The sequence below is a fragment of the Sphingomonas desiccabilis genome, from assembly GCF_004135605.1.
GTDB lineage: Bacteria > Pseudomonadota > Alphaproteobacteria > Sphingomonadales > Sphingomonadaceae > Sphingomonas > Sphingomonas desiccabilis.
The window spans coordinates 266,399-291,793 of the sequence record NZ_SDPT01000003.1 but is presented as its reverse complement, the minus strand read 5'-3'; the positions used below and the strand labels follow the sequence as shown (position 1 = coordinate 291,793).

Annotated in this window: 15 protein-coding genes; 7 read left to right on the top strand and 8 right to left on the bottom strand. The window is 69.7% G+C overall.

The features are described 5' to 3' along the window. Window positions 1–17 precede the first annotated feature (17 nt). Genes EO081_RS14975 through EO081_RS14965 form a run of 3 tightly spaced genes read right to left on the bottom strand, consistent with a single transcriptional unit; the run spans window position 18 to window position 6,263 of the window. Window positions 18–3,377, bottom strand: coding sequence for an error-prone DNA polymerase (locus EO081_RS14975; RefSeq protein ID WP_129343016.1), 3,360 nt, complete (start codon window positions 3,375–3,377; stop codon window positions 18–20). Continuing rightward, complete coding sequence (locus tag EO081_RS14970) at window positions 3,374–5,626, bottom strand: Y-family DNA polymerase (protein ID WP_240697706.1); 2,253 nt, start codon at window positions 5,624–5,626, stop codon at window positions 3,374–3,376. The genes EO081_RS14975 and EO081_RS14970 overlap by 4 nt, the downstream gene beginning before the upstream one ends. Then, the gene (locus EO081_RS14965) at window positions 5,544–6,263 is read right to left on the bottom strand and encodes an ImuA family protein (protein WP_129343340.1); all 720 of its coding nucleotides are present in this window, start codon (window positions 6,261–6,263) and stop codon (window positions 5,544–5,546) included. The genes EO081_RS14970 and EO081_RS14965 overlap by 83 nt, the downstream gene beginning before the upstream one ends. A 188-nt stretch (window positions 6,264–6,451) precedes the next feature. On the opposite strand from EO081_RS14965, the gene EO081_RS14960 reads away from it, so the two are divergent. Next, complete coding sequence (locus EO081_RS14960) at window positions 6,452–8,593, top strand: M3 family metallopeptidase (protein ID WP_129343014.1); 2,142 nt, start codon at window positions 6,452–6,454, stop codon at window positions 8,591–8,593. A 292-nt stretch (window positions 8,594–8,885) separates the two neighbouring features. Here EO081_RS14960 and EO081_RS14955 read toward each other — a convergent pair whose 3' ends face one another. After that, window positions 8,886–9,548, bottom strand: a complete 663-nt coding sequence (locus tag EO081_RS14955; RefSeq protein WP_129343012.1) for an HAD family hydrolase — start codon at window positions 9,546–9,548, stop codon at window positions 8,886–8,888. Beyond that, the gene (locus tag EO081_RS14950; RefSeq protein ID WP_129343010.1) at window positions 9,548–10,213 is read right to left on the bottom strand and encodes a YggS family pyridoxal phosphate-dependent enzyme; all 666 of its coding nucleotides are present in this window, start codon (window positions 10,211–10,213) and stop codon (window positions 9,548–9,550) included. The genes EO081_RS14955 and EO081_RS14950 overlap by 1 nt, the downstream gene beginning before the upstream one ends. A gap of 58 nt (window positions 10,214–10,271) precedes the next feature. Between EO081_RS14950 and EO081_RS14945 the strand changes: the two genes are divergently transcribed. Next, window positions 10,272–10,763 (top strand): thiamine phosphate synthase, encoded by a 492-nt coding sequence (locus EO081_RS14945; RefSeq protein ID WP_240697704.1) that lies wholly within the window; start codon window positions 10,272–10,274, stop codon window positions 10,761–10,763. A 12-nt stretch (window positions 10,764–10,775) separates the two neighbouring features. On the opposite strand, the gene EO081_RS14940 is transcribed toward EO081_RS14945, so the two are convergent. Continuing rightward, the gene (locus EO081_RS14940) at window positions 10,776–11,384 is read right to left on the bottom strand and encodes a hypothetical protein (protein ID WP_240697703.1); all 609 of its coding nucleotides are present in this window, start codon (window positions 11,382–11,384) and stop codon (window positions 10,776–10,778) included. A 297-nt stretch (window positions 11,385–11,681) separates the two neighbouring features. On the opposite strand from EO081_RS14940, the gene EO081_RS14935 reads away from it, so the two are divergent. The 5 genes from EO081_RS14935 to EO081_RS14915 all read left to right on the top strand — a co-directional run bounded on the left by EO081_RS14935 (window position 11,682) and on the right by EO081_RS14915 (window position 18,020). Further along, entirely contained in the window at window positions 11,682–12,122 is a 441-nt protein-coding gene (locus EO081_RS14935; protein WP_125959444.1) for a DUF3576 domain-containing protein, read from the top strand. 16 nt (window positions 12,123–12,138) lie between these two features. Continuing rightward, the gene (leuS, locus tag EO081_RS14930; RefSeq protein ID WP_129343005.1) at window positions 12,139–14,640 is read left to right on the top strand and encodes a leucine--tRNA ligase; all 2,502 of its coding nucleotides are present in this window, start codon (window positions 12,139–12,141) and stop codon (window positions 14,638–14,640) included. Beyond that, entirely contained in the window at window positions 14,637–15,146 is a 510-nt protein-coding gene (gene lptE / locus EO081_RS14925; RefSeq protein ID WP_129343003.1) for an LPS assembly lipoprotein LptE, read from the top strand. Before leuS ends, lptE begins: the two co-directional genes overlap by 4 nt. Beyond that, window positions 15,143–16,156, top strand: coding sequence for a DNA polymerase III subunit delta (gene holA / locus EO081_RS14920; protein ID WP_129343001.1), 1,014 nt, complete (start codon window positions 15,143–15,145; stop codon window positions 16,154–16,156). The genes lptE and holA overlap by 4 nt, the downstream gene beginning before the upstream one ends. Window positions 16,157–16,448: 292 nt before the next feature. After that, window positions 16,449–18,020, top strand: a complete 1,572-nt coding sequence (locus EO081_RS14915; RefSeq protein WP_129342999.1) for a peptide chain release factor 3 — start codon at window positions 16,449–16,451, stop codon at window positions 18,018–18,020. A 363-nt stretch (window positions 18,021–18,383) separates the two neighbouring features. Here the strand turns inward: EO081_RS14915 and ppc are convergent, their stop codons facing one another. Then, window positions 18,384–21,059, bottom strand: coding sequence for a phosphoenolpyruvate carboxylase (gene ppc, locus EO081_RS14910; RefSeq protein ID WP_129343339.1), 2,676 nt, complete (start codon window positions 21,057–21,059; stop codon window positions 18,384–18,386). Between the two features lie 80 nt (window positions 21,060–21,139). Further along, a complete protein-coding gene (locus EO081_RS14905; RefSeq protein ID WP_165284654.1) occupies window positions 21,140–25,036 on the bottom strand; it encodes a non-ribosomal peptide synthetase in 3,897 nt (1,298 codons plus the stop codon). Window positions 25,037–25,395: the final 359 nt, after the last annotated feature.

Genomic DNA, 25,395 nt, shown 5'->3' with positions numbered 1-25,395 from the left:
GCCGGACGTCGATTCGCCTAATGGAAGTCGCGCGAGCGGATCGGAATCGCATCCTCGGGATCGCAGCCGGTCCGGAACGGCGGGTGATAATGGGAGCGCGGCTTCCACACCGCCGGCTCCCGCGGATCGCGCGGATCAGGGCCGCTGCCGTGGGTGGCGCCATCGCCGCGGCCGGTCAGGCGCGGCAGATCGAGGTCGCCGACGCTGCGCAGCATCGGGGTGCGGTCCACGATCCGGTCGGTGATGACGTGGATCACCTCTCCCTCGCGCTGCACCCGGCCGACGATCGATACCATCGCCGCCGACATGACAGTGCGCCGCTGCTTTTCGAACCGGTCGGGCCACAGGATCGCGTTGGCGACGCCGGTCTCATCCTCGATGGTGATGAACAGCACGCCCTTGGCGCTGCCCGGCTTCTGGCGGACCAGGATCACGCCGGCCACCTCGACCCTCCGCCCGTCCTTGAGCGAGCCGAGCGCCTTGCAGGGCACGACGCCCTCGCCGTCCAGTTCGCCACGCAGGAAGGTGAGCGGATGTGCACGCAGCGACAGCTGGGTGGCGCGGTAATCCTCCACCACCTCGCGGCCGGCGGTGAGCGGTTCGAGCGTGACCGGCGCCTCCGCCACTTCCGGCGTCAGCCCGCCTGCGCGCGCGTCGGCCGCGGCGAACAGCGGCAGCGGCTCGGCCGCCAGCCCCTTGATCGCCCACAGCGCCTGGCGCCGGTCGAGCCCCAGCGCCTGGAACCCGTCCGCGCGCGCGATCTTCTCTAGCGCGGCAAGCGGCACGCCCGATCGCCGCCATGCATCCTCGACCGAGGTGAACGGCACCTCGCCGCGCGCGATCACCAGCCGCGCGGCATCGGCGTTGGACAGGCCGTGCACCACCTTGAACCCCAGCCGCAGCGGCAGGCGCATCGCCGCCGCCGCTTCTGGGGAAAGACCGGTCGCGGCCGCGCCCAGCAGCCGCGTGTCCCAGCGGCTGTCGTTGATGCACACCGGCCGCACCTCCACGCCGTGCTCGCGCGCATCGCGCACGATCTGGGCGGGCGCGTAGAACCCCATCGGCTGTGCGTTGAGCAGGGCCGCGCAGAACACGTCGGGATGGTGGCACTTCATCCACGACGACGCATAGGCGATCTTGGCGAACGACGCCGCGTGGCTCTCGGGAAAGCCATAGCTGCCGAAGCCCTCGATCTGCTTCACCAGCCGATCGGCGAAGCCTTCGGAGATGCCGTTCTTGTTCATCCCGGCGATCAGCTCCTCGCGGAACTGGCCGACCCCTTGCGTATATTTGAAGGTCGCCATCGCCTTGCGCAGCTCGTCGGCGCGCGCGGGCGTGAAGCCCGCACCCTCGATCGCGACCTTCATCGCCTGTTCCTGGAACAGCGGTACGCCCAGCGTCTTTTCCAGCACCGCCTTCAGCCGCGGGCTCGGATAGTCGAACTCGATACCGGGATTCCGCCGCTTCTGCTCGCGCCGCTTGAGATAGGGATGCACCATGTCGCCCTGGATCGGGCCGGGGCGGACGATCGCGACCTGAATGGCGATGTCGTAGAAGGTCTCCGGCAGCATCCGCGGCAGCATCGCCATCTGGGCGCGGCTCTCGATCTGGAACACGCCCAGCGTGTCGGCGCGCTGGATCATCGCAAAGGTCGCCGGATCCTCCTTCTGCAGCTCGGGCGAGGCGAGCGTCAGCGCCAGACCCTTGTGCTCGCCCAAGAGGTCGAACGCGCGCCGCATGCAGCCGAGCATGCCGAGGCCGAGGATATCGACCTTCATGAAATTCAGTTCCTCGATGTCCTCCTTCTCCCACTCCACCACCCAGCGATCGGCCATGGCGGCGGGCTCTACGGGCACCAGCCCGTCGAGCCGGTCGCGCGCCAGCACGAAGCCGCCGGGATGCTGCGACAGGTGGCGCGGCGTGCCGATCAGCTCGCGCGCCAGCTCCAGCGTCAGTGCCAGCCGGGGATCGGAACGGTCGAGGTTGAGCGCATCGACATGCGCGTCGGCCACGCCCTCGCTCGACCAGCCCCACACTTGCCCGGCGAGCGCACCGGTCATGTCCTCCGGCAACCCGAGCGCCTTACCAACCTCGCGCACCGCACCGCGTGCGCGAAAGCGGCTGACCACCGCGGTCAGCGCGGCATGGTCGTGGCCATAGGTCTGGTAGATCCACTGGATCACCTCCTCGCGCCGCTCATGCTCGAAATCGACGTCGATATCGGGCGGTTCGCCGCGATTGGGGGAAATGAACCGTTCGAACAGCAGCTGGTGCTCGACCGGGTCGATCGAGGTGATGCCGAGCACATAGCAGATCACCGAATTGGCTGCAGAACCGCGACCCTGGCACAGGATGTCCTGCGCGCGGGCATAGGTGACGATCGAATTGACGGTCAGGAAATAGGCCGCATAGTCCATCAGCCTGACCTGCTCGAGCTCATAGTCGAGCTTGTCGATGTAGCGTTGGTCCGGCCGCCCATGGAACGGCGGCTTCTGGAACAGCGCGTCCAGCGCCTTGCGCGCCAGCTGCTCCAAGGCTTCCTGCGGCGTGCGGCCGTGCATCACGATCTCGTCCGGATAGCGGTAGCTCAGTTCGGTCGGCGAGAAGGTGCAGCGCTCGACGATCGCCGCGCCGGCGTGAATCGCCTCCGGCAGATCGGCGAAGCGGCGCTCCATCGTGCGGGGCGGCACGAAGCAGCGATCGGCCGACCGTTCCCGGCGGAGACCGAGGTCGTCGATGGTGCATTTGCAGCGGATCGCCGTCACCACATCCTGCAGCATACGGCGTTCGGGCTTGTGGTAGAGCACGTCGCCGGTGGCGAGCGGCTGCAAGCCGAAGCGTGCCGCATCCTCTGCCGTGCGGTGCAGCCGCAGCCGGTCGCCCGGCCGGCGGTGATAGGTCAGGCAGACATGGCCGCGGTCCGACCCGAACAGGTCGGCCATCCAGCGCAGTTCGTCCTCGCGTACACCGTCGATGCCGGGCACGAGCGATCCGACCAGCCCCTGCGTATCGGCCAGATCGTCCCAGTGGAGGAAGCACTGCCCCTTTTCGCCGTGTTGCGGGTCGGCGCGCTTCTTGCCCAGCGTCAGCAGCCGGGTGAGCCGCGACCAGCCCGCCAGATCCTCCGGCCAGACCAGCAGCGACGCACCGGAGACGAGATCGAGCCGGCACCCGACCACCAGCCGGATCGGATTGCCCTGCTCGCTCACCTCACGGGCGGCGACCAGCGAGCGAACGATGCCCGCCACCGAATTGCGGTCGGTGATGCCCAGCGCCGGCATGCCCATTTCGGACGCAGTACCGAACAGCTCCTCCGCCGACGACGCGCCGCGCAGGAACGAGAAGTGGGTGGTGACCTGAAGCTCCGAATAGGTCATGCGAACATGCCCTGGAGCCACCAGCTGAGGTCGCCCGTCTCCCCGCGCAGGCCATCCCCGCTGCGGTACAGCCAGAAGCGGTGGCCGTGCTCGTCCTCCACCCGGAAATAGTCGCGCACCGCATCCCGCTCGGCCGGGCGCCGCCACCATTCGCCCGCGATCCGTTCCGGCCCGTCGGCATGCACCACCACATGGGGCACCCCGCGCCAGGTGAAACGCCGCGGCGGCTGGTCGGGCAGTTCGGCCATGACATGATCGAGCCGCTCGGGCCGGCGCAGCACCCGCACCGGTCGCGGCCAGCGCGCGTGCCAAGGGTGGTCGGTCCCCCGCCCGTCGAGCCGGCGGACGTCGTCCTCGCGCAGCGTCGGCTCCGCGGCGACGGCCGTATCGAGCGGCGCGGTGCACGCCATCGAGCGTTCGGGCACGTCGCTCTCCACCGGCGCCACCCGCCACATCCGCTGCGCGCCGATGCGGTTGACGATGCGGTCGACCAGCGGCCCCAGATCGGGCGGCGTCTCCTCGACCAGCGCAGCCCCCAGCGTCTCTGCGCCCAGCGGCTCGGCGCGGCGCACGTGGAGCGCCATCGCATCGATGCCATAGCCCGGCTCCACCGTCTCGATCCGCCGCCCGAGCAGCCGCAGCAGATGCGCGCCGTCGCGGCTGGCGCGCGCCAGCCCGATGCGCACCCGCTGCGGCACGCCGTCGACGCGGTCGAGCACCAGCTCCACCTGACGCGCGCCCAGGCCACCTTCACGCAACGCCGCCACCAGCCTGGGCACCAGTTCGCCCAGCCAGTGGGCGATCGCCTCGGCGGTGGCGATCGGCTCGGCGAAGCGCTGGTCGACCTGGATGCGTTCGGGCGGCACGACCGGGTCGAGCGGCTCGGCCCGCGTGCCCAGCGCCTGGTCCAGGCGCGCAAGCACCGCATCGCTGAACCGCCGCGCCAGCTGCCCGCGCGGCAGTGCCCGCAGCTGGCCGACGGTCGTCACGCCCAGCCGGGCGAGCAGTTCGATCGCGTTTTCCGGAAGCCGCAACAGCGTGACCGGCAGCGGGTCCAGCGCCTCGATCTGGGCGCCGGGCGGGCAGATCCGCACGGCACCCCGGCCATGCCGCGCCAGCGCCCAGGCAGCCCCGGCGGTATCGGCCACGCCCATGCAGGCGTGGACGCCATGGCGCGCGAGCAGCCGCACCAGCCGCAGTGCCATGCGCGCCTCGCCCCCATGCAAATGCGCGACGCCCGTCAGGTCGAGCAGCAGCCCGTCGCGATCCGACAGGTCGACCACCGGCGTCCAGCGGCGCGCGAGCAGCATCGCCAGCCGGCGCAGATCGGCGCGGTCGCCGGCAGGATCGGCATCGCGCACCTGCAGTTCAGGCACCTGCGCGCGCGCCTGGGTCAGCGCCATGCCCGGCCGCAGCCCCAGCGCCTGCGCCGCCGGAGACGCCGCCGCAATTGCCACGCGCCCTCCCTGGCGAGCGGCCGTGACCAGCGGCACGGCATCGCGTACCGGCACAAGGCTGCCGACCGTTTCCTCCACGCACACCCGGGCGACCAGATCGCCGAGCGTCCGCCCGGTCTGGAAGAAGCGGCCTGCGGCGGCATAGCCCGCGATCGGCTCGCGGCCATGCGCGTCCGGGTGCGGCCCCTCGCCCGGATATTGCACCGCCGGCATCGCCGCCATCTGCGCCAGCGTCGGCCGGTCCGACCGGGGAAACGCCTGCGGCTGCGCCAGCGCGTGATGGCTGCACCCGCCCTCGTCCGGCGGCATCGCCTTGAACGGATGGTCCATCACCTCCGACCGGCGGCTGAGCTCGCGAAACGGCGGCTGCTGGTGCAGCGGCAGCGCGGCGATCGCCCGGTCCACGGCCCCGGCATCCGCAGCCCAGGCGGCGGATGCGGGCGAGGCGTCAAGCGGGCGACCCTGGCGATGGACGTCCTTCGGTCGTTCCGCCTTGAACGGATTGTCCGCAGCCACGCTGGTACGGCCCAGTTCCCGCTGGGGCGGGCGCTGGTGCGTGGGGAGCTGCTCGATCGCAGCCTCCACTTCCGCCCGCGCCCAACGCGCGCCAGGGCGCCAGCCGCCTTCCTTGGGGACCGAGCACTGGTTGGCGCGTTCGGCCTCGGCAACCCGGCCGATCGCCGCGAGAGCAGGACCCGGGCGCCCCGCCTCAGGCGGCGCGGCGGTTCGCTCTGCCTGCCGCAGCCGGTCGATCGACCAGTCGGGCAGGTAGAGCGCAGCGACCCGTTTCATCGCATGCCTCCACGGTCCAGTCGTGGGGCTCGCCACCCTTCTGGCGGGCGAGCGAAAGCTTCCAGCGGGCGCGGCCGACGCCAGCCACCGGCAGCGGCGTCGAGGGCGCGGCCGCGACCCGCCAGCGCGTCACCGCCGCCGAGGGCACCGCCAGCGGATCGTCCCCCGCCCGCCCGTGCCGGCGCAGCAGCAGCGCGATGGTGCGCCCGCCCTCGGCCGCCAGCTGCAGCCGGCGGGTGGCGGTCATCGGCACGCGCTTGGCCTCGCCGATCACCGCGCCCAGCCCGCGGTGGCGCAGCCCTTCCTCCATCAGCTGGAGCAGTTCGGCATCGTCGGCCGCCTCGGCATAGAGCACGCGGTGCGGCCCCAGCCCGACCTGGGCAAGCCCCGGCGCGAACAGGTCGCGACGCCGCACCACCCACAGCACCGGGCCCCAGGCGCGCGCAGCGATTCCCGCCAGGAACAGCGTCGCCGCACAATCGTCGGCCATGTCGGGCCCAGCCCCCGCCACCTCGTGCAGCGCGTCGAGCGCCAGCCCGCCTCCGGCCAGCACCGCGTCGAGCGCCGGCACGCCGAACGGCAGCACCTCGCGCCGGCGATAGCGGCCGCACTCGATGGCGCGCAGCTGCGCGCGCAAGGCGTCCAGAACAGGGGCTTGAGCATGGGTCACGACAACAGCTAGGACTCGCAGGGACTCGATATGTTCCTATTCTGTTCTAATGCCGCTCCGAGTCAACCGCCATCGCATAGCTTCTGCGCGGGCGCCGGCTTGCCATTCTTTTCCCGATGCTTAGGCTCGCCCGCGATCCCATATCGGAGCCCCTGATGACCGCACGCCTGCGCGCCGTTCTGGCCGCGACCACGATCCTTGCCCTTTCCCCTGCAGGAGCCGCCATGGCGCAGACTTCCGCCGCTGCGACTTCCGTCGATGCGACCCCGCTGCTCGCCCCCTGGAGCGGCCCCTATGGCGGCGTGCCGCCCTGGGACAAGGTGACGCCGGCGATGTTCCCCGCCGCCTTTCCGGTGGCGATGGCCGAGCTTCGCCGCGACGTGCTCAAGATTCGCGACGACAAGCGGCCTGCGACCTTCCAGACCGTGATCGAGCCGATGGAACTCGCCGGCGACACGATGGACCGCGTCGAATCGATGTGGGGCGTCTATTCGAGCAACCTCGCCACCAAGGAGGTGCAGGCGATCGACCGCGAGTGGAGCCCCAAGCTCTCCGCCTTCTACGACGAGCTCTATCTCGACCCCAAGCTCTTCGCGCGGGTGAAGGCGGCGTACGACAGCCGCGCCAAGCAGAAGCTCGATCCCCAGCAGCTGCGCCTCCTGGAGCGCACCTATCGCAGCTTCGTGCGCCGCGGTGCCCTCCTCACCGATGCGCAGCGGGCGCAGGTCTCGCAGCTCAACCAGGCGCTGTCGGTCGCCTACAACAGCTTCAGCGAGAAGGTGCTGGCCGACGAGGAGACCTGGATCGTCGTCGACGATGCGAAGCAGCTCGCCGGGCTTCCCGACAGCTTCGTCGCCTCGCTCAAGGCCGCAGCGGACGAGCGCCAGCTCCCCGGCAAGTGGGCGATCGTCAATACCCGCTCCTCGGTGGCGCCGGTGCTCACCTACGCCACCGACCGCGCCCTGCGCGAAAAGGTGTGGCGCGCCTTCGTCAACCGTGGCGACAACGGCGGTGCCAACGACACCAACGCGACCATCGCCGAGATCCTTAAGCTCCGCCAGCAACGCGCCAAGCTGCTCGGCTTCCAGAACCACGCCTGGTACCGCATGGACGACACCATGGCGGAGACGCCCGCCAACGCCATGTCGCTGATGATGCGCGTGTGGCCCGCCGCCGTCGCGCGCGTCCACCAGGAGGTCGCCGACATGCAGGCGCTCGCCAACCAGAGCGGCGCCAAGTTGACCATCGAGCCGTGGGACTATCGCTTCTACGCGGAGAAGGTGCGCAAGGCGAAGTACGACCTGGATGAGAGCGAGGTGAAGCCCTACCTCCAGCTCGACAACATCCTCCAGGGCGCGCTCTACGCCGCCGGCCGGCTCTACGACCTGGATTTCAAGGAGAACACGGGCCAGATCCCGGTGTTCGATCCGGCCGTGCGCACCTTTGTCGTCACCGACAAGCGCGATGGCCACAATGTCGGCGTGTTCTATTTCGACGCCTATGCCCGCTCGGGCAAGCGCTCGGGCGCCTGGGCGACGGCCTATCGCCGCCAGCAGGAGCTGGGCGGGCACCGGAACGTCCTGGCGTCGAACAACAATAATTTCGTGAAGGGCGCGCCCGGCCAGCCGACGCTCATCAGCCTGGACGATGCGACCACGCTGTTCCACGAGTTCGGCCACGCCATCCACAGCTTCCTGCAGGACGTGCGCTATCCCGGCCTCGCCGGCACGCCGCGCGACTTCGTCGAGTATCCCAGCCAGGTCAACGAGAATTGGCTGCTCACCCGCGACGTGCTCGACCGCTACGCCAAGCATTATCAGACGGGTGCGGCGATGCCGCAGGCGCTGGTGGACAAGATCGAGAAGTCCTCGACCTTCAACCAGGGCTTCGACACGGTCGAATATCTGTCGTCGGCGATCGTCGACATGAAGCTGCACGATCGCGACACGCCGGTGACCGACATCGATGCGTTCGAGCGCGAGACGCTGGCCGAGCTTGGCATGCCCAAGGAGATGGTGATGCGGCACCGCCTGCCGCAGTTCAACCACCTGTTCTCGTCCGACGCCTATAGCGCGGGCTACTACAGCTACCTGTGGTCGGAGACGATGGACGCCGACACCTGGGCGGCGTTCACCGAAACCGGCAACGTGTGGGACAAGGCGACCGCCGACCGCTTCCGCACGGTGCTGCTGTCGACCGGCAACGAGACCGATCGCAAGCAGGCTTATCGCGCGTTCCGCGGCCGCGACCCCGACGTCACGGCGCTGTTCAAGCGCCGCGGTTTCCCGGTGAAATAATGGTGAGGCGGGCTCCGGCCCGCCTCGATCGCCCCTGTCATCCTGACGAACGTCAGGATCCATTGGCGCTCCGCCCAAGAGTCGTGGACGTTGCGCGAATGGATGCCAGCCTTCGCTGGCATGACAGAAAGGGTGCCCACTGCCAGGTCCCCGTGCAGGCGAGGCCCCAGAGCCAAGCAGCGCGCCGGAACCCCGGGTCACCGCCTGCGCAGGAGCGCGATTGCTGTTTTGCGGCGGCTCTGCCTTGCGCGAATGGGAAGGCTGCCAGACCGGGATGTCGGCCCTACGCCCGTCAGGCGATCAGGCGCGCGACCTCGGCATAGTCGGCGGCGATGTCCTGGACGCCGATCGCCCGCAGCACGTCGGGGTGGCCGACGCCGCAATGCTGGCCCGCGCACAGGCCGATGACGTGCGCGCCCGACGCCACCGCACCGGTCGCGCCCACCGGCGAATCCTCCAGGATCACGCACCGCTCGATCGGCACCCCCAGTGCCTTTGCCGCATAAAGGTAGAGGTCGGGCGCCGGCTTGCCGCGCGCGACATGCTCGCGCCCGCTGAAGATCTTGTCGCCGAAGGCATCGCGCAGCCCCAGGTGATCGAGATGCGCGGTGATCCAGCGCGTCGAGCTCGACGAGGCGATCGCGCGCGGCAGCTCAGGCGGCAGCGCGCGGACGAACGCCACCGCGCCTGCGACCTCGACGATGCCCTCCGCCACCGCCTGCGCATCCTCGGCGGCGCGCGCTTCGTGGAAGTCGGCCGGGATCGGGCGGCCCAGGAATGCCTCGACCTGGTCGAGGAAGTCCTTGCCCGCACGCCCCATGAAGCGCGCCATCGCCTCCTCGGTGCCGATCGGGTGGCCGGAGGCCGTCAGATAGTCGGCAAGGTGGCGGTTGCCCGCCCATTCGCTTTCCAGCAGCACGCCGTCGAAGTCAAACAGGATCGCGTCGAATCGCATCAGCGCGCGCCGAACAAAGCGGTGCCGACCCGCACATGGGTCGCGCCCAGCGTCACCGCCGTCTCATAATCCCCGGACATGCCCATGCTGAGCCCCGGCAGGCCGTGGTCGTCCGCCAACTTGGCGAGCAACGCGAACCAAGGCGCCGCCTCCAGATCGAACGGCGGCACGCACATCAGCCCGACCACGGGCAGATCGGCGCTTCGGGCCTCGGCGAGCAGCGCCGGCAGTTCGGGAACCGCGACGCCGCCCTTCTGCGGCTCGTCGCCGATGTCGACCTGCACGAAGCAGGCGGGGCGACGGTCCTGCCGCTCCATCGCACGGGCAAGCGCCGTGACTAGCGAGAGTCGATCGACCGAATGGATCGCGTCGAACAGCGCCACGGCGTCGGCCGCCTTGTTCGACTGAAGCTGGCCGACCAGGTGAAGCTCGATGTCGGGTGTCGCCTCGCGCAGCGCCGGCCATTTCGCTTGCGCCTCCTGCACGCGGTTCTCGCCGAATACGCGCTGGCCCGCGGCGATCAGGGGGGTGATCTGGGGCGCCTCGTGCGTCTTGGAGACGGCGATCAGGCTGGTGGCGCCGGCCGGGCGCTTGGCGAGCTGCTCGGCGCGCGCGATCCGCTCGCGCACATCGGCCAGCCGCTGGGGGGCATCGTCGGTGGTCATCGCCGGCGCTATAGGTAGCGCGATGCGTGCCCGCCAGCCCCTCCCCCGCCAATGGCTGATGACCGATCCGCGAATGGGGGAGGCGCTATGGGAGGCGCTGGAACGGCTGCCCCGCGGCGCGGGCGTGGTGTTCCGCCACTATCAGCTGCCCCCTCAAGAGCGCGCCGCGCTGTTTGCCCGGGTCCGGCGCATCGCACGGCGCCGGCGGCTGGTGCTCGTGGTCGCAGGCGCGGCGTTGCGAGGGGCAGACGGACAGCATGGTGGCCGGGCCGCGGTCGGGACACACGGCCTCACGACGCGCCCCGTGCACCACCGGCGGGACATGGTGGCGGCACGCAGGGCGCGGGTGGATGCGGTGTTCGCGTCGCCCGTGTTTGCGACACGCTCCCATCCGGGCGCGCCTGCACTCGGACGGGTTCGCTTCGGCCTGCTAATTCGCGGCGCCGATGTCCCGGTGATCGCACTGGGAGGCATGGACGCCCGACGCGCACGAAGCCTCGCGCACTTCCGCATTCACGGCTGGGCTGCGATCGACGCCTGGGCACAGTAGCGCCCGGCGGGATCAGAAGCGGAAGGCGGTGCCCACGTAGAGCGCCTGGCTGTCCCGACGCGTGTCCTCGGTCCGCAGGAGCCGGTCCTTGTCGGACTTGTAGCGCACGCCCGCCGTCACGTCGAAGTGACGAGTCAGCGAATAGGAGCCCCCGACGTCGATCGAGGCGCTGGGTACATCCGCCACCAGCTTGGCCTGATCGACGAGCGGCTTTTCGCCGCCCACGGTCACGCTGCTGGTACGACGGGCCGCCTTGCCGACCGCAGCACCGATGCGATCGCGATTGCCCGGCTGCACGCCCAGGTCGAGCTTGGCGAGATCGCCGGCGGCGGCGAAACGTTTCCAGCCGACCGAAGTCCCGAGGTTATAGGCGATAGGCGCCAGCGTGGGGCCGACGTTGGTGTCAACCGCCGCATGTTCCGAAGCAGAAGCCGGCTGCGTGCGCGCACGCACCGCGACCGTCACGGCACGCTTGCTGATGCGCTGGCCTTCCGAAGGCGTAAAGCGGAAGCTGCTGCCGTCGATCCCGCTGCGCGCGAGAACTGCAGCGAGCTTGGGGTCGGCGGACGAGGGCGTGAAGCCGCCGATGCTGCTGACGGGGGCCGCACGGCGGAAAGCCACGGCACGTGTGCCTTCCGGCGCACCAAGCGCAGGCGCGATCAAGGCTCCGGCGGCGCTCAGCACCCCGATCCCCAATCCAGCCATGGCGCGCATCGTAAGCACCCCGTTTCTCCTCCCGCTTCAAAAGTGCGCTAGCATGATTCGGTTGCATGTCGCCACCGGCCGGACACGATTCCGGCGAACTGTTGCAATCCGCCCACATGCCGCCCGGTACTGCCTCCGGGGCCACGCCGCTTGCGGCGCCACCGCGACCCTCTATAGAAGCAGCCGATGTTCCGTTCTTCCAAGGAAACGCCGATGATCCGCCCGTTGCGCACCGCGATCCTGGGTCCGCTCGCGATTGCCCTCACGCTCACCGCTTGCGGCAGCCGCAAGGACGATCTGAAGGCCGATCTCGCCGCCTCCCAGGTGACGACCATCGGCGTCAACAGCTATCTGTGGCGTGCCAGCCTCGACACGCTGAGCTTCATGCCGCTGCTCCAGACCGATTCGAACGGCGGCGTGATCGTCACCGACTGGTACGTCAATCCGGCCACGCCCACCGAGCGGATGAAGGTGACCGTCAGCATCCTCGACCAGGATCTGCGCGCCGATGCGCTGCGCGTGGCCGCCCTGCGCCAGGTGCAGCAGAACGGCCAGTGGGTGGAGGCGCCCGTCCAGGCCGCCACCGTCCAGAAGCTGGAAGACATCATCCTGACCCGTGCGCGCGACCTGCGCCGCGGCGCGCTGATCGGCTGAGGCAAGCACCCGTCCAATGGCCTCGCGTTTCAATGCACTGAAGGCGGATGCGGCCTGGCAGAAGCTGTGGGAAGAACGCCGCACCTTCGCTGCCCGCGACGACAGCCCGCGTCCCAAGAGCTATGTGCTCGAGATGTTCCCCTATCCGTCGGGGCGCATCCACATGGGCCACGTCCGCAACTATACCATGGGCGACGTGCTCGCGCGCTTCCGCCGCATGACCGGCCATGAAGTGCTCCACCCGATGGGCTGGGATGCGTTCGGCATGCCGGCCGAGAACGCGGCGATGGAAAAGGGCGTGCATCCCGGCGGCTGGACGCGCGACAACATCGCCACGATGAAGGCGCAGTTGAAGCGCCTGGGCTTCGCGCTCGACTGGACGCGTGAGCTCGCCACCTGCGAGCCCGACTATTACGGCCACGAACAGGCGCTGTTCCTGCATTTCTATGCGGCGGGCCTCGTCTATCGCAAGGAATCGGCGGTCAACTGGGACCCGGTCGACATGACCGTGCTTGCCAACGAGCAGGTGATCGACGGCCGCGGCTGGCGATCGGGCGCGCTGGTGGAGAAGCGCAAGCTCTCGCAGTGGTTCCTGAAGATCACCGACTTCGCCGACGAGCTGCTCGACGGTCTCCAGACGCTCGATCAGTGGCCCGACAAGGTCAAGCTGATGCAGGAGAACTGGATCGGCAAGAGCCGCGGCATGAAGATCCGCTTCCAGGTGTCGGACGGCCAGCCGGTCGAGGTCTTCTCGACGCGCCCCGACACGATCTTCGGCGCGAGCTTCGTGGCGGTCGCCGCCGACCACCCGATCGCCCAGGCCGCCGCCGCGCGTGATCCCGAAGCACAGGCGTTCATCGATCGCTGCAAGCAGGGCGGCACCACCGCGGCCGAGATCGAGACGCAGGAAAAGCTCGGCTACGACACCGGCGCCACCGCGACGCACCCGTTCACCGGGCTGCCGATGCCGGTGTTCATCGCCAACTTCGTGCTGATGGAATATGGCACCGGCGCCGTCATGGGCGTGCCGGCGCACGACCAGCGCGACCTGGACTTCGCGCGTAAGTACCAGCTGCCGGTGCGCCGCGTGGTCGCCGACGGCGAGCACCGCGATCCGCTGTTCGCCGGGGACGAGGCCTATACCGGCGGCGGGCCGCTGGTGAACTCCGACTTCCTCGACGGGATGGACGTGGACGCCGCCAAGGCCGCGGTGATCGCACGCGGCGAAGCCGATGGCTGGGGCGAAGGCACCACCGTCTGGCGCCTGCGCGACTGGGGCGTCAGCCGCCAGCGCTATTGGGGCACGCCGATCCCGATCATCCACTGCGAGGATTGCGGTGCCGTCCCCGTCCCGCAGGACCAGCTGCCGGTGGTGCTGCCCGAGGACGTCAGCTTCGACGTGCCCGGCAATCCGCTCGATCGCCATCCGACCTGGAAGCACGTCGACTGCCCGAACTGCGGCAAGCCGGCGCGGCGCGAGACCGACACGCTCGACACCTTCGCGGATTCGTCCTGGTACTTTATCCGCTTCGCCAGCCAGCCCAAGGACAAGCCGTTCGACAAGGATGTCGTCGCCCAGTGGCTGCCCGTCGGGCAGTATATCGGCGGCGTCGAGCATGCGATCCTCCATCTGCTCTACGCCCGCTTCTGGACGCGCGCGCTCAAGCGCACCGGCCTGATCGACGTGGCCGAGCCGTTCACCGGCCTGTTCACGCAAGGCATGGTGACGCACGAAACCTACAAGTCTTCGGACGGCCGCTGGCTGGGCCCGGCGGAAGTGCAGGACGGCGTGGAGATCGCGACGGGCGAGGCCATCACGGTCGGCCGCGTCGAGAAGATGTCCAAGTCCAAGAAGAACACCGTCGATCCGGGTCCGATCGTCGATCAATATGGCGCGGACGCCGTGCGGTGGTTCATGCTGTCCGACAGCCCGCCCGAGCGCGACCTGCCGTGGAGCGAGGCGGGCATCGAGGGTTCGTGGCGTTTCGTCCAGCGGCTGTGGCGGCTGTTCGACGGCCTGGCCGAGCAGGCGGACGCGCAAGGGTCCGACAAGGCGATCGACCGCAAGCTGCACCAGACGATCGCCGGCATCGCCGCCGACGTCGAGGCGCTGGCGTTCAACAAGGCGGTGGCCAAGCTCTACGAGCTCACCGGCACGATCGAAAAGGCAGGCCCTTCCGCCTCGCGCACCCAGGCGATCCGCACGCTGATGCGGCTGGTGGCGCCGATGGTGCCGCACATCGCCGAGGAAGCCTGGGCCGCCAACGGCGGCGACGGGCTGATCGCCGACGCGCCCTGGCCCGAGGTCGACGCGGCGCTGCTGGTCGAGGACGAGGTCACCGTCGCGGTGCAGGTCAATGGCAAGCTGCGCGATACGCTGACGATGGCCAAGGGTACCTCGCGCGAGGATGCGGAAGCCGCGGCGCTCGCCTCGGCCAACGTCCAGCGCGCGATGGAGGGCAAGCCGCCGCGCAAGGTGATCGTGGTTCCCGATCGCCTGGTGAACATCGTCGCATGATCCGGCGCGCCGCCCCGCTGCTGCTGATCGCCTGTTTGCCGCTGCTCGCCGGCTGCGGCCTGCGGCCGCTCTATGCGGGCGGCGAGTCCGGGCCGGTGCGCGCGCTGCTTTCCGGCGTCGAGGTGGCACCGATCCCCGGCCAGAACGGCTGGCTGGTGTCGACCGCGCTGCGCGACCGGCTGCGGGCCGAGGGCGCTCCGCGCTACCGGCTGCAAATCGTCCTGGACGACGAGATCACGGGCCTGGGTGTCCGCCGCGACGATGCCGTGACGCGCGAGCGCCGCACCCTGCGCGCGCGCTATCAATTGGTCGACGCCGCGAGCGGCGAGACGGTGCTCGACGCCACCGCGGGCTCCGACGTGGGCATCGACGTGGTGAGCTCCGAATATGCCACGATCGCCGCCGAGCAGTCGGCGCTGGAGCGGCTGTCCGGCATCGTCGCGGACCAGATCATCGCCCGCCTCGCGCTCTACGCGCAGCGGACCGACGCCCCCGCCGGGCAGTGAAGGCCAAGCCCGACACGCTGGGGCCGCGGCTCGACAAACCCGCCCCCGACATCCGCCTCTACCTGCTGCACGGCCCCGACGAGGCGGGTGCGGCCGAACTCGCGCAGCGGCTCGCGCGCGCGATGGGTCCGGAGGCCGAACGCATCGAGTTCGAGGGCAGCGGGCTCAAGGCCCGCCCCGGCGCGCTTGCCGACGAGGCCGCGTCGCTCTCGCTTTTCGGCGGTGCCCGCTACATACGCGTCAATGCGATGGGCGAGGAGTCGCTGGAGGCGGTGACGCTGCTGCTCTCGGCCGAGCGCGCCGGCAACCCGGTGGTGGCGCTCGCGCCCTCGGTGAAGGGCACGGGCAAGCTGGTGAAGCTCGTCTCGGCCGTGTCCAACGCCTATGAATGCGCCTGCTACGTGCCCGATGCGCAGGCGGCGGGGCGGCTCGCCACCGCGCTCGCGCGCGACCACGGCCTGCGCCTCTCACACGAGGCGGCCGAGCGGCTGGCGGTGGCGAGCGGCGGCGACCGCGCGATCCTGGCACGCGAGATAGAGAAGCTGGCGCTGTTCCTCGACGCCGCCCCCGACCAGCCGCGCGACGCGGGCCTGCCCGCACTCGACGCGATCGGCGCAGACTTGGGCGAGGCGGAGATGTTCGGCGCGATCGCCGCGATCGTCGGCGGCGATGCCGCCACCGCCGGTGCCGAGGTCGCGGCGCTGGAGGCCGGCGGCAACCATTCGGTGCCGCTGCTGCGCATGACCGTGCGCAAGCTGCTGTCGCTCGCCGAGATGCGCGCCGAGATCGACGCCGGCGGCCGCCCCGCCGACGTGATCGAGCGCCACCGCGTGTTCTTCCGCGAGAAGCAGCCGACGATGGACGCGCTGCGCCGCTGGAGCGCGCCCCAACTCGCCCGCGCGATCGACCGGCTGCGGCAGACCGAGCGCGCCACCATGTCAGGGGCGAGCGCGGGGGACGTGCTGACAGCAAATGTCGCGGTCGCGGCGGCACGGAGTGTGCGGCGGTAGGTGGGCGCCTTCTGCCCTTCCTCCTCTCCCTCTCCCCTCCCCCACGCCGTTCATCCCGAGTAGCCGTCGAGGAGCGGCGCAGCCGCGTATCGAGACGGCGTATCGAGGGAGGGTTGCCGCGCGGGACCGTACCTCGATACGAGTTCTCGATACGCTGTTTGCGCAGCTACTCGATCTCTACTCGGCACGAACGGGAGGAGGAGGTAAGGGAGTGCCCAGCTCCGTCCCCCCCTTTTTGACGCCCAGCCAAAAGCAGGGCAGGGCGTGCCGCAACCCCTTTCCTGGATTCCCGATGCCCACCGCTTCCGACCGCCGCACCTTTGCGATCATTTCCCACCCCGACGCCGGCAAGACCACGCTCACCGAAAAGCTGCTGCTGTTCGGCGGTGCGATCCACCTGGCGGGCGAGGTCAAGGCGCGCGGCGCCGCCCGGCGCGCGCGCTCCGACTGGATGAAGATCGAGCAGCAGCGCGGCATCTCCGTCACCTCGTCGGTGATGACGTTCGAGCGCGAGGGCGTGACCTTCAACCTGCTCGACACCCCGGGCCACGAGGATTTCTCGGAGGACACCTATCGCACGCTGACCGCGGTCGACTCGGCCGTGATGGTGATCGACGTCGCCAAGGGCATCGAGAGCCAGACGCGCAAGCTGTTCGAGGTCTGCCGCCTGCGCAACGTCCCCATCATTACCTTCGTCAACAAGGTCGATCGCGAAGGGCGCGCGGTGTTCGAGACGCTGGACGAGGTGGCCGACCTGCTCCAGCTCGACGTCACGCCGATGACGTGGCCGGTCGGCATGGGCGGCGCGTTCGAAGGCATCTATGACTTGCGCAGCAACCGCCTGCTGCTGCCCGAGGGCCCGAGCCGCGAGTTCCAGGGCAAGGTGGTGGAGACGACCGGCCTGGACGATCCCAAGCTCGACGAACTGCTATCGGCCGAGGGCGTCGCCAAGCTGCGCGAGGACGCGGAGCTGGCGATGGCCGGCTATGCCGAGTTCGATGGCGAGGCGTACCGCAACGGCGACCTGACGCCGGTCTATTTCGGCTCCGCGCTCAAGGAGTTCGGCGTCGATTCGCTCATCAAGGCGGTTGCCGAGCACGCGCCGCCGCCGCGCCCGCAACCGGCCGAGCCGGCGCCCGTCGACCCGAGCAACCCGGAAGTCACCGGCTTCGTGTTCAAGGTCCAGGCCAACATGGACCCCAACCATCGCGACCGCATCGCGTTCATGCGGCTGTGTTCGGGCACGTTCAAGCGCGGCATGAAGCTGACGCCGACCGGCCACGGCAAGCCGATCGCGGTGCACTCGCCGATCCTGTTCTTCGCGCGCGAGCGCGAGCTGGCGGACGAGGCGTTTCCGGGCGACATCATCGGCATCCCCAACCACGGCACGCTGCGCGTCGGCGACACGCTGTCGGAGCGCGCCGATGTGCGCTTCACCGGCCTCCCCAACTTCGCGCCGGAAATCCTGCGCCGCGTGGCGCTCAAGGATCCGACCAAGACCAAGCAGCTGCGGAAAGCGCTGGACGACATGGCCGAGGAGGGTGTGACCCAGGTCTTCTATCCGGAGATCGGCTCCAACTGGATCATCGGCGTGGTCGGCCAGCTCCAGCTCGAGGTGCTGCTCAGCCGCCTGGATGCCGAGTACAAGGTCGCCGCCGGGCTGGAACCGGCGCCGTTCGACACCGCGCGCTGGGTGTCGTCGGAGGATTCGGCGGACCTCAAGACCTTCGCTGACCTCAACCGCACCGCGATGGCCAAGGACCGCGACGGCAACCCGGTGTTCCTCGCCAAGTCTGCGTGGGAAGTGGGCTATGTCGCGGATCGCTATCCCAAGGTGCGGTTCGCGGCGACGCGCGAGCGGTAAGTTGCCGAACGGACGGTAGAACCCGTGCTCCTGCGCAGGCAGGAGCCCAGGGCCAAGCAGAACAGCAGCTGCGCCTGAAACCTTGGGCTCCCGCCTGCGCGGGAGCACGGAACCCTCCCGTTTGCTTCGAGCCTGTCGAGAAGCGCTGGCGAGCGGTGCGTGTGGCCTTCTCGACAAGCTCGAAGCGAACGGAGGTGAGGTGGTGAGGTGGTGAGGCTCGCAAACGCAGCCCGCCTCTCCGTCATGCTGACGAAAGTCAGCATCCATTCCCGCAGCGCTCACGCTTCCTGCCGGTGCGGCAATGGATCCTGACTTCCGTAAGGATGACGAGAGGCCAGGGTGCTGGATTGGTCCCGCCGTCCCTCAGCCGCTGTTGCGCAGCGCCGTCGCGATCGCGTTGATCGACAGCAGGATCCCCTCGCCGATGCGCGCATCGTCCTCGCCCGCGCGGTGGCGCTTCAGCAGCTCGATCTGGAGCAGGTTGAGCGGCTCGATGTACGGCAGCCGCAACCGGATCGACGTCTCGAGCTGCGGATGCTTCTCCAGCAGCCGCGTCTGGCGGGTGACCGTCAGCAGCCCGTCATGCGTCGCCTGCCAGCCGTCGCGGATGCGCCCGAAGATCGCGTCGCCGATCGCCCGGTCCTCGACCAGCCCGGCATAGCGCGCGGCGATGCCCATGTCGGACTTGGCGAGCACCATCTCCATGTTGGCGAGCGTCGCCGCGAACAGCGGCCAGCCGCTCGCCATCTCGCGCAGCAGCCCCTTGTCCCCGAACGCGGCGATCGCCTGGCCGACGCCGTACCAGCCCGGCAGCATCACGCGCGCCTGCGCCCAGCTGAACACCCACGGAATCGCGCGCAGATCCTCGATCGCGTCCGATTTCTTGCGGCTCGCCGGGCGCGATCCGATCTTGAGGCCGGCGATCTCGCCGATCGGCGTCATCTGGCGGAAGAAGGTGCGGAAGCCCTCCGTCCCGTAGACCAGGTCGCGATAGGCGTGGAAGGCCGTGTCCGACAGCGTGTCCATCGCCCGCGCGAAGCGCTCGTAATCGGCCGGCGCCAGCCGCTCGGGCTCCAGGCTGGCGAGCAGCGTGGCAGAGGCCATCGCCTCCAGGTTGGTGGTGGCGCTCGCCCGCGTCCCGTATTTGGCGGCGATCACCTCGCCCTGTTCGGTGATGCGGATGCGGCCTTGGACGGTGCCGGGCGGCTGTGCCTGGATCGCCGCGAACGACGATCCGCCGCCGCGTCCCACCGCACCGCCACGGCCGTGGAACAGCTGCATGCCGACGCCTGCGTCCTCGAACACCGGCTGCAGCGCGGTCGAGCCGCGGCTGAGTTGCCAGGTCGAGGTGAGATAGCCGCCGTCCTTGTTGCTGTCGGAATAGCCGATCATCACTTCCTGATGGCCGCGCGCGCTCGCCACCGCCGCGACCTCCGGCAGCGCGAACCAGGCGCGCATGATGTTGGGGGCGGCCTGCAGGTCGCCGATCGTCTCGAACAGCGGGATCGCCATGATATGCGCTTCCGGCGGCTCGCCCGGCACATAGAGCCCCGCTTCCTTGAGCAGCAGGTTCACCTCCAGCAGGTCGGACACCGATTCCGCCATCGACACGATGTAATGGCGGATGCAGGCGCGGCCGTATTTGGCATGCGCGTCGGCGGCGGCGTGCAGGATCGCCAGCTCGGACTCGGTCTCGTCCGAATAGCCGAGATAGGGCGAGGTCAGCGGCCGCGGGCTCGCGAGTTCGCGGCGCAGCAGCGCGACGCGGGCGTCCTCGTCCAGCGCGGCATAGTCGTCCTCGACCCCGCCGGCCTTGAGCAGCTCGGCGACAACGCGCTCGTGCACGGCGCTGTTCTGGCGCATGTCGAGCGTGGCAAGATGAAAGCCGAAGGTCTCGACCGCCCGGATCAGCCGCCCGAGCGCGCCGCCGGTCGCCAGCGGTCCGTTGCCGCCGGTGGTGAGCGCATGGGCGATCGCGGCCAGGTCGTCGCGAAACGCGGCTGGGTCCGCATAGCGCTCACCACGCAGCGCCGAGGGCCGCGGCGGCGCCTTGCCGGTCAGCGCCTGGTAGGTGGCGGCCAGCCGCGCGTAGATCCCCGACAGCGCCCGGCGGAACGGTTCGTCCGCCCGGCTCGCCGCCTTGTCGCCGCTCGCCTCGGCCAGCGCGGCGACCGCAGCCTCGACCTCCGCCTGCTCGGTCGAGATCGACAGCTCGGCGCCGAGTGCATGCACCCCATCGAGATAATAGCCCAGCACTGCCTCGGCCGAACGCGACAGCGCCAGCTTGAGCGAGTCCGCCGTAACGAACGGATTCCCGTCTCGGTCGCCGCCGATCCAGCTGCCCGGCCGCAGGAACGACGCCGGCCGCGCGCCCAGCACCCGCTCCCAGCGGGTATAGAGCGCGGGCAGCGTGGGCAGGAACACGTCGCGCAGATAGCTGAGCGCGGTGTCGACCTCGTCCGCCACATACAGCCGCTCGCGCCGCAGCACGCGCGTCTGCCACAGGAGCGCGATCTGGCGCAGGATCGCCTCCTCGACCCGATCCCCCTCCTCGGTCTCCTCCACGCCGCCGTCGCGCAGCACCATCAGCTCCGCGATCCGGTTGCGGTGATCGATCATGCTCTTGCGCCGCACCTCCGTCGGATGGGCGGTGAGCACCGGCATCACCAGCGCGTCGTCGAGCAGCGCCAGCACCGCATCGCGGCCGATGCCGTGCTCGGCCAGCCGCTCGAGCGCATGGGCGACGTCCCCGCCCTGTTCTGCCGCGACGCCCTGGCGATCCTCGGCCAGGTTCGCGAGCATCGAGAAGAGCATGAACCCACGCACGAATGCGATCGTCTCGTCCAGCGTCAGCCGGTCGAGCCCCGGATCGATCGCCTCCGCTCCGGCGACCCCGCGATGCCGGTCGACCGACGTGGCACGAATGTATTCGATCCGCTTGAACAGGTCCTCCCCGCCATAGGCGCGGATCACGTCGCCGAGCAGGCGGCCGAGGAAGCGAACATCGGGATTGTTGGTGATCGAGGGGAGGCTTGCCATGTGCGCCTGCTGCGCTGCAATGTCGCGCAGGTCAACCACGCCTCGCCTTTTCGTGCGTCAGAGCGCCCTTCAATAGTGGTTTATTGCGCAACCACTTCAGGTCGGATTGGCAGGACTTTCGTTCCATCCGGCCGCTCGAGCTCTGCCAGCAGTTCCGCGATGGCGCTTCCCAGTTCCTCGACCGCGGGCCTGTGGAGCACGGTGACATGGCCCCCCCGGACGGGATGCACCTCCAGCGCGTCCGGAATCGCCGCGCTCCATCCCGCAACCGAGGCGCCATCATATTCCTCGGTCCGGAACAGCACGACCCGCCCCGGATAGGGCGAAGGATCGAACGCCCGGTCCATGCGGTTCATCCGGTCGTTCACCTCCAGGTGGCGGTCCACGTCGTCGCGCACCCCGAAGAGGCGGCGGCGGACGCGCGCGAAGCGGTCGGACAGGATCTCGCGGAGGAACGCCCCCCGTGCGGCGCCCTTCAGCCGGCGGATGTGCAGAACGTCCCGGCGCCACCGACCCAGACGGCTTCGGGTCTGCGCCTGGTTCGACGCATCGACCATGATGACGACCGCGACTTCCTTCCCTTCCCTTCGCAGCAGGTCCGCGACGGCCAGGGCGCAAGCGCCGCCGTTGCAATAGCCGCCGATCAGGAAGGGCGGCTGGGCACCGGAGGCGAGCATGCTCCCGGCCATGTCGCGGGCGACGGTCGCCAGATCTGCGCCTTGGAGGTCGCGATGCCGCTCCAGATCGATCGAGAGCCCGATCACCGGACGCTCGGCCCCCAGCGCGCGGGCAAGTGGCCGGAACAGCGCCTGACGGAAATTCGGAACCGCATCGATCCAGAACAGCGGACGCAGGTCCGCGCCCGCCTGTACCGTGAGCAGGCGCGACGGTACCGGCTCCGCTCCCTCGCTCCGGAGAAGCGCGGCCAGCCGCCGGACGGTTGCGGCCTCGTACAGCGCCGACATGGGCAGGCGCCGCCCGAACTCCTCGGCCACCCGCCCGAACATCCGCGCCGCCAGCAGCGAATGGCCGCCCAGATCGAAGAAATCGTCCTGCGGCCCCACCGCGTCGACCCCGAGCACGTCCGCCCAGATCGCCGCAAGACGCCGTTCGTGCTCGTCTGCGAATGCGCCGGGCTCGCCCGTGGCGACCATGTGGCAGTCGCCCGGTGGCGGAAGGGCCCTTCGGTCGACCTTGCCGCTCGAGGTGGTCGGCAACGCCGTGAGCGGCACATAGCGGGTCGGCACCATATAGGCGGGGAGCAAACCCAGGAGGAAATCGCGCAGCTCTGCCGGGTCGATCGATCGCCCAGGGTGCGCCACCAGATAGGCCGCCAGTTCGTTCAGCCCGGATGACGCGCGAAAGCTGTTCGCCACCGATGCCGCGACGTCCGGATGGCGCAGCAGTGCCGCCTCGACGTCGCCCAGATCGATCCGGAAGCCGCGGATCTTGATCTGCCCGTCGCGTCGGCCGAGCCATTCGATGCGGCCGTCCGTCCGCGTCCGTGCGACATCCCCGGACCGATAGAAGCGGTTCCCGCCGAGAGCCGGAAGCCGGACGAAAGACCGCCGGTCCAGTTCCGCGTCGCGATAGCCCCGCGCCAGCCCCACCCCGCCGATATGGAGTTCCCCCGGCACGTTGAACGGGACGGGTCCCCCGCGATCGTCGAGCACCACCGCCTGAAGGTTCCGGATCGGGCGGCCGATGGTGATCCCGCCCTCCACCGGCACGGGCGCGATGGTCGTGTAGATCGTCGCCTCGGTGGGGCCATAGCCGTTCCACAGCCGCATCCCGCACGCCAGGATCCGGTCGGCGAGATCCCGCGGCAGCGCCTCCCCGCCGCACAGGATGCGCAGGCCCGCATGTCCTTTCCAGCCCGACGCGAACATGCTGCGCCAGGTCGCCGGCGTCGCCTGCATGAAGCTGCAGTCGTGCGCCTCGATCAGGCGCCGTAGCAGGTCGGGGTCGGTGACGGCGCCCTCGTCCGCGACGACAAGCGTACCGCCCCGCATCAGCGGCAGGAACAGGTCGGGCACCGACATGTCGAACGTCAGCCGCGACACTGCGAGCAGCCGGTCCCCCGGCCCGAAGCCTGGATCCTGCGCCAGCGCCTCCATCACGTTGACGACCCCGCGGTGCGCGATCTCCACACCCTTGGGAACGCCGGTAGAGCCCGAGGTGTAGATGATATAGGCCAAGTCGTCCGGGTGACCCGCCACCGCCTCAAAGGCCTCCGCCGATGCCGGGACGTCCTCCAGAAGAACCGGTGCGCCCTGCACCTTTCCCAGCAACGATCGCTGTGTGACGATCAGCCTTGGCATCGCGTCCGCCTCGATCTCTGCCAGCCTCGCCGACGGGAAGGAGGGGTCCAGCGGCAGATAGGCCGCCCCCGTCCGCAGGATCGCGAGGATCGCCGCGACCATTTCCTTCGAGCGCTCCACGAGCAGCCCGACGATATCCCCTGCCCGCACGCCCCGTTGCACCAGCGCCTGCGCCAGCCCATTGGCACGCGCATCGAGCTCGGCGTAGCTCCAGCGGGTGTCGCCATGAACGACCGCCACGGCATCCGGGCTGGCCGCGATCGTCCGGGCGATCCGCTCGTGGAGTGTGGCTTCCCCCATCGGTTCCACGGGCCCGAGGGACGCACGAAGGACCGCCTCCTCCTCGTCCGGGGCCAGAAGGACGACGCCGCCGATCGTCCCGTCCACGTCCTCGGCCATCGCCCGCAGCAGCCGCTGCCAATGCCCGATCATGCGGCGGACCGTGTCGGTGTCGAACAGGTCCGTGCTGTAGATCAGCCGCGCATCCAGCTCGCGATCCCGCTCCTCCACCTCCAGATAGAGGTCGAACTTGGTCGTCGTCACCGGTACGTCGATGGCAGTGAGGCGCCAACCGCTGCGGAGCGGCGGAGGCGGCGGCTGCATCGACAGCGCGGCCTGGAACAGCCCGTCGCGTCCGCCCCGTCCGCCGCCGGAAAGGCTGCGCGCGACCAGCCCGAACGGCACCTCCGAATGCTCCATGGCCTCCAGCACGCAGTCCCGCACCTGGATGAGAAGGCTGCGGAAGGAGAGGTCTGCCGAGGGGGCGAGCCGGAGGACGACGGTGTTGAGAAAGAGGCCGGCCGTACGCCGCAACTCCGGCCGTCGCAGCGTCGAGACGATGCCCCCGATCGTCAGGTCGTCCTGGCCGCTCCACCGGTGCAGCACCGTCGCATAGGACGCCAGCACCACCATGTAGAGGGAGACACCGGCCGCTCGGCCGGCCTCTCGAAGCCGGGCGAGCAGATCCGCCGGGACCACGACCGTCTCCACCGCACCCGCACCGCTTCGGCGGGTAGGCCTGGGGCGATCCGCCGGCAGGTCGATCACAGGCAGCTCGCCGGCGAGCCGGCCTTGCCAATAGGCGAGCTGCCCGCCGTGGCGGCTCCTCGCCGGCTCGCTCGCCTGCCACGCGGCATAGTCACCATATTGCAGCGGCAGCGGCTTGAGATCGGGATCGCGCCCCTCCAGCGCGGCTTCGTACAGCTCCACCAGTTCGGGCATCAGCACGCGCTGGAGCGAGTCCCCGTCGAAGAGCAGGTGGTGGATCGTCAGGTACAGACGGTGATCCCCCTCGCCGATGCGGAACGCACGCGCCCGGAACAACGGCACGTCCGACAGCCCGAACGGCGTTTCGGCGTCCACTGCCGCGATGCGCCCGGCCTCGGCGCTCCGCTCGTCCGCAGGCAAGTCCGACAGGTCGTGAAAGGGAAAGGCGACCTCGGCATCGGCATGGATCCGTTGGACGGGGTCGGCGCCCGCGGACGCGCTGAAGGTGGTTCGCAGGACTTCGTGGCGCAGCAGCAGCGCGTGCAGGCTGCGCGTCATCACGCCATGGTCGTAGATCCCCAGGCAGTGCAGCGTGCAGGTCTCGTTGTAGATGCACGGGTTGGACGACTGCTCCAGATCCAGCCACACCAGCCGCTGCTCTTCGGACATCGGCGGGGCATCACCGCCTCTCGACGGGATCGGCGAAGGCGCGGGCGTCGCGCGACGCCTTCGCCGGTCCGGGGTTTCGACGGGCACGTCAGACCCGTTGTCGGTCGTGGCATGCGACGGCATCCTGTTCCTCCCAAAGGACCAGAGGACGCCGCGAGCGACCGAACGGTGGCTCCCGGCACGTCCTGAGTGGCCCGGAGGCGCATTTCCGACGGCAAGGCGCTCGCCGTGGAAGCGGAATGGAAGACGCCGCCTCCCCCACCTGTCCCCCCGCTCACTCGAACCACTTCGGCAGGAGTATAGCGGGAGCAGGCGCTGTCGCAGTCGCCGAAACTACCTACGCCGGTTCGGGTGACGCG

Bases quoted from the DNA above. Each gene is read 5' to 3' on its own strand.
- EO081_RS14905 (WP_165284654.1), bottom strand. From the start codon at position 25,036: ATGTCCGAAGAGCAGCGGCTGGTGTGGCTGGATCTGGAGCAGTCGTCC.
- EO081_RS14970 (WP_240697706.1), bottom strand. From the start codon at position 5,626: ATGAAACGGGTCGCTGCGCTCTACCTGCCCGACTGGTCGATCGACCGG.
- ppc (WP_129343339.1), bottom strand. From the start codon at position 21,059: ATGGCAAGCCTCCCCTCGATCACCAACAATCCCGATGTTCGCTTCCTC.
- leuS (WP_129343005.1), top strand. From the start codon at position 12,139: ATGGCCTCGCGTTTCAATGCACTGAAGGCGGATGCGGCCTGGCAGAAG.
- EO081_RS14945 (WP_240697704.1), top strand. From the start codon at position 10,272: ATGACCGATCCGCGAATGGGGGAGGCGCTATGGGAGGCGCTGGAACGG.
- EO081_RS14935 (WP_125959444.1), top strand. From the start codon at position 11,682: ATGATCCGCCCGTTGCGCACCGCGATCCTGGGTCCGCTCGCGATTGCC.
- EO081_RS14950 (WP_129343010.1), bottom strand. From the start codon at position 10,213: ATGACCACCGACGATGCCCCCCAGCGGCTGGCCGATGTGCGCGAGCGG.
- lptE (WP_129343003.1), top strand. From the start codon at position 14,637: ATGATCCGGCGCGCCGCCCCGCTGCTGCTGATCGCCTGTTTGCCGCTG.
- EO081_RS14960 (WP_129343014.1), top strand. From the start codon at position 6,452: ATGACCGCACGCCTGCGCGCCGTTCTGGCCGCGACCACGATCCTTGCC.
- EO081_RS14915 (WP_129342999.1), top strand. From the start codon at position 16,449: ATGCCCACCGCTTCCGACCGCCGCACCTTTGCGATCATTTCCCACCCC.
- EO081_RS14975 (WP_129343016.1), bottom strand. From the start codon at position 3,377: ATGACCTATTCGGAGCTTCAGGTCACCACCCACTTCTCGTTCCTGCGC.
- EO081_RS14955 (WP_129343012.1), bottom strand. From the start codon at position 9,548: ATGCGATTCGACGCGATCCTGTTTGACTTCGACGGCGTGCTGCTGGAA.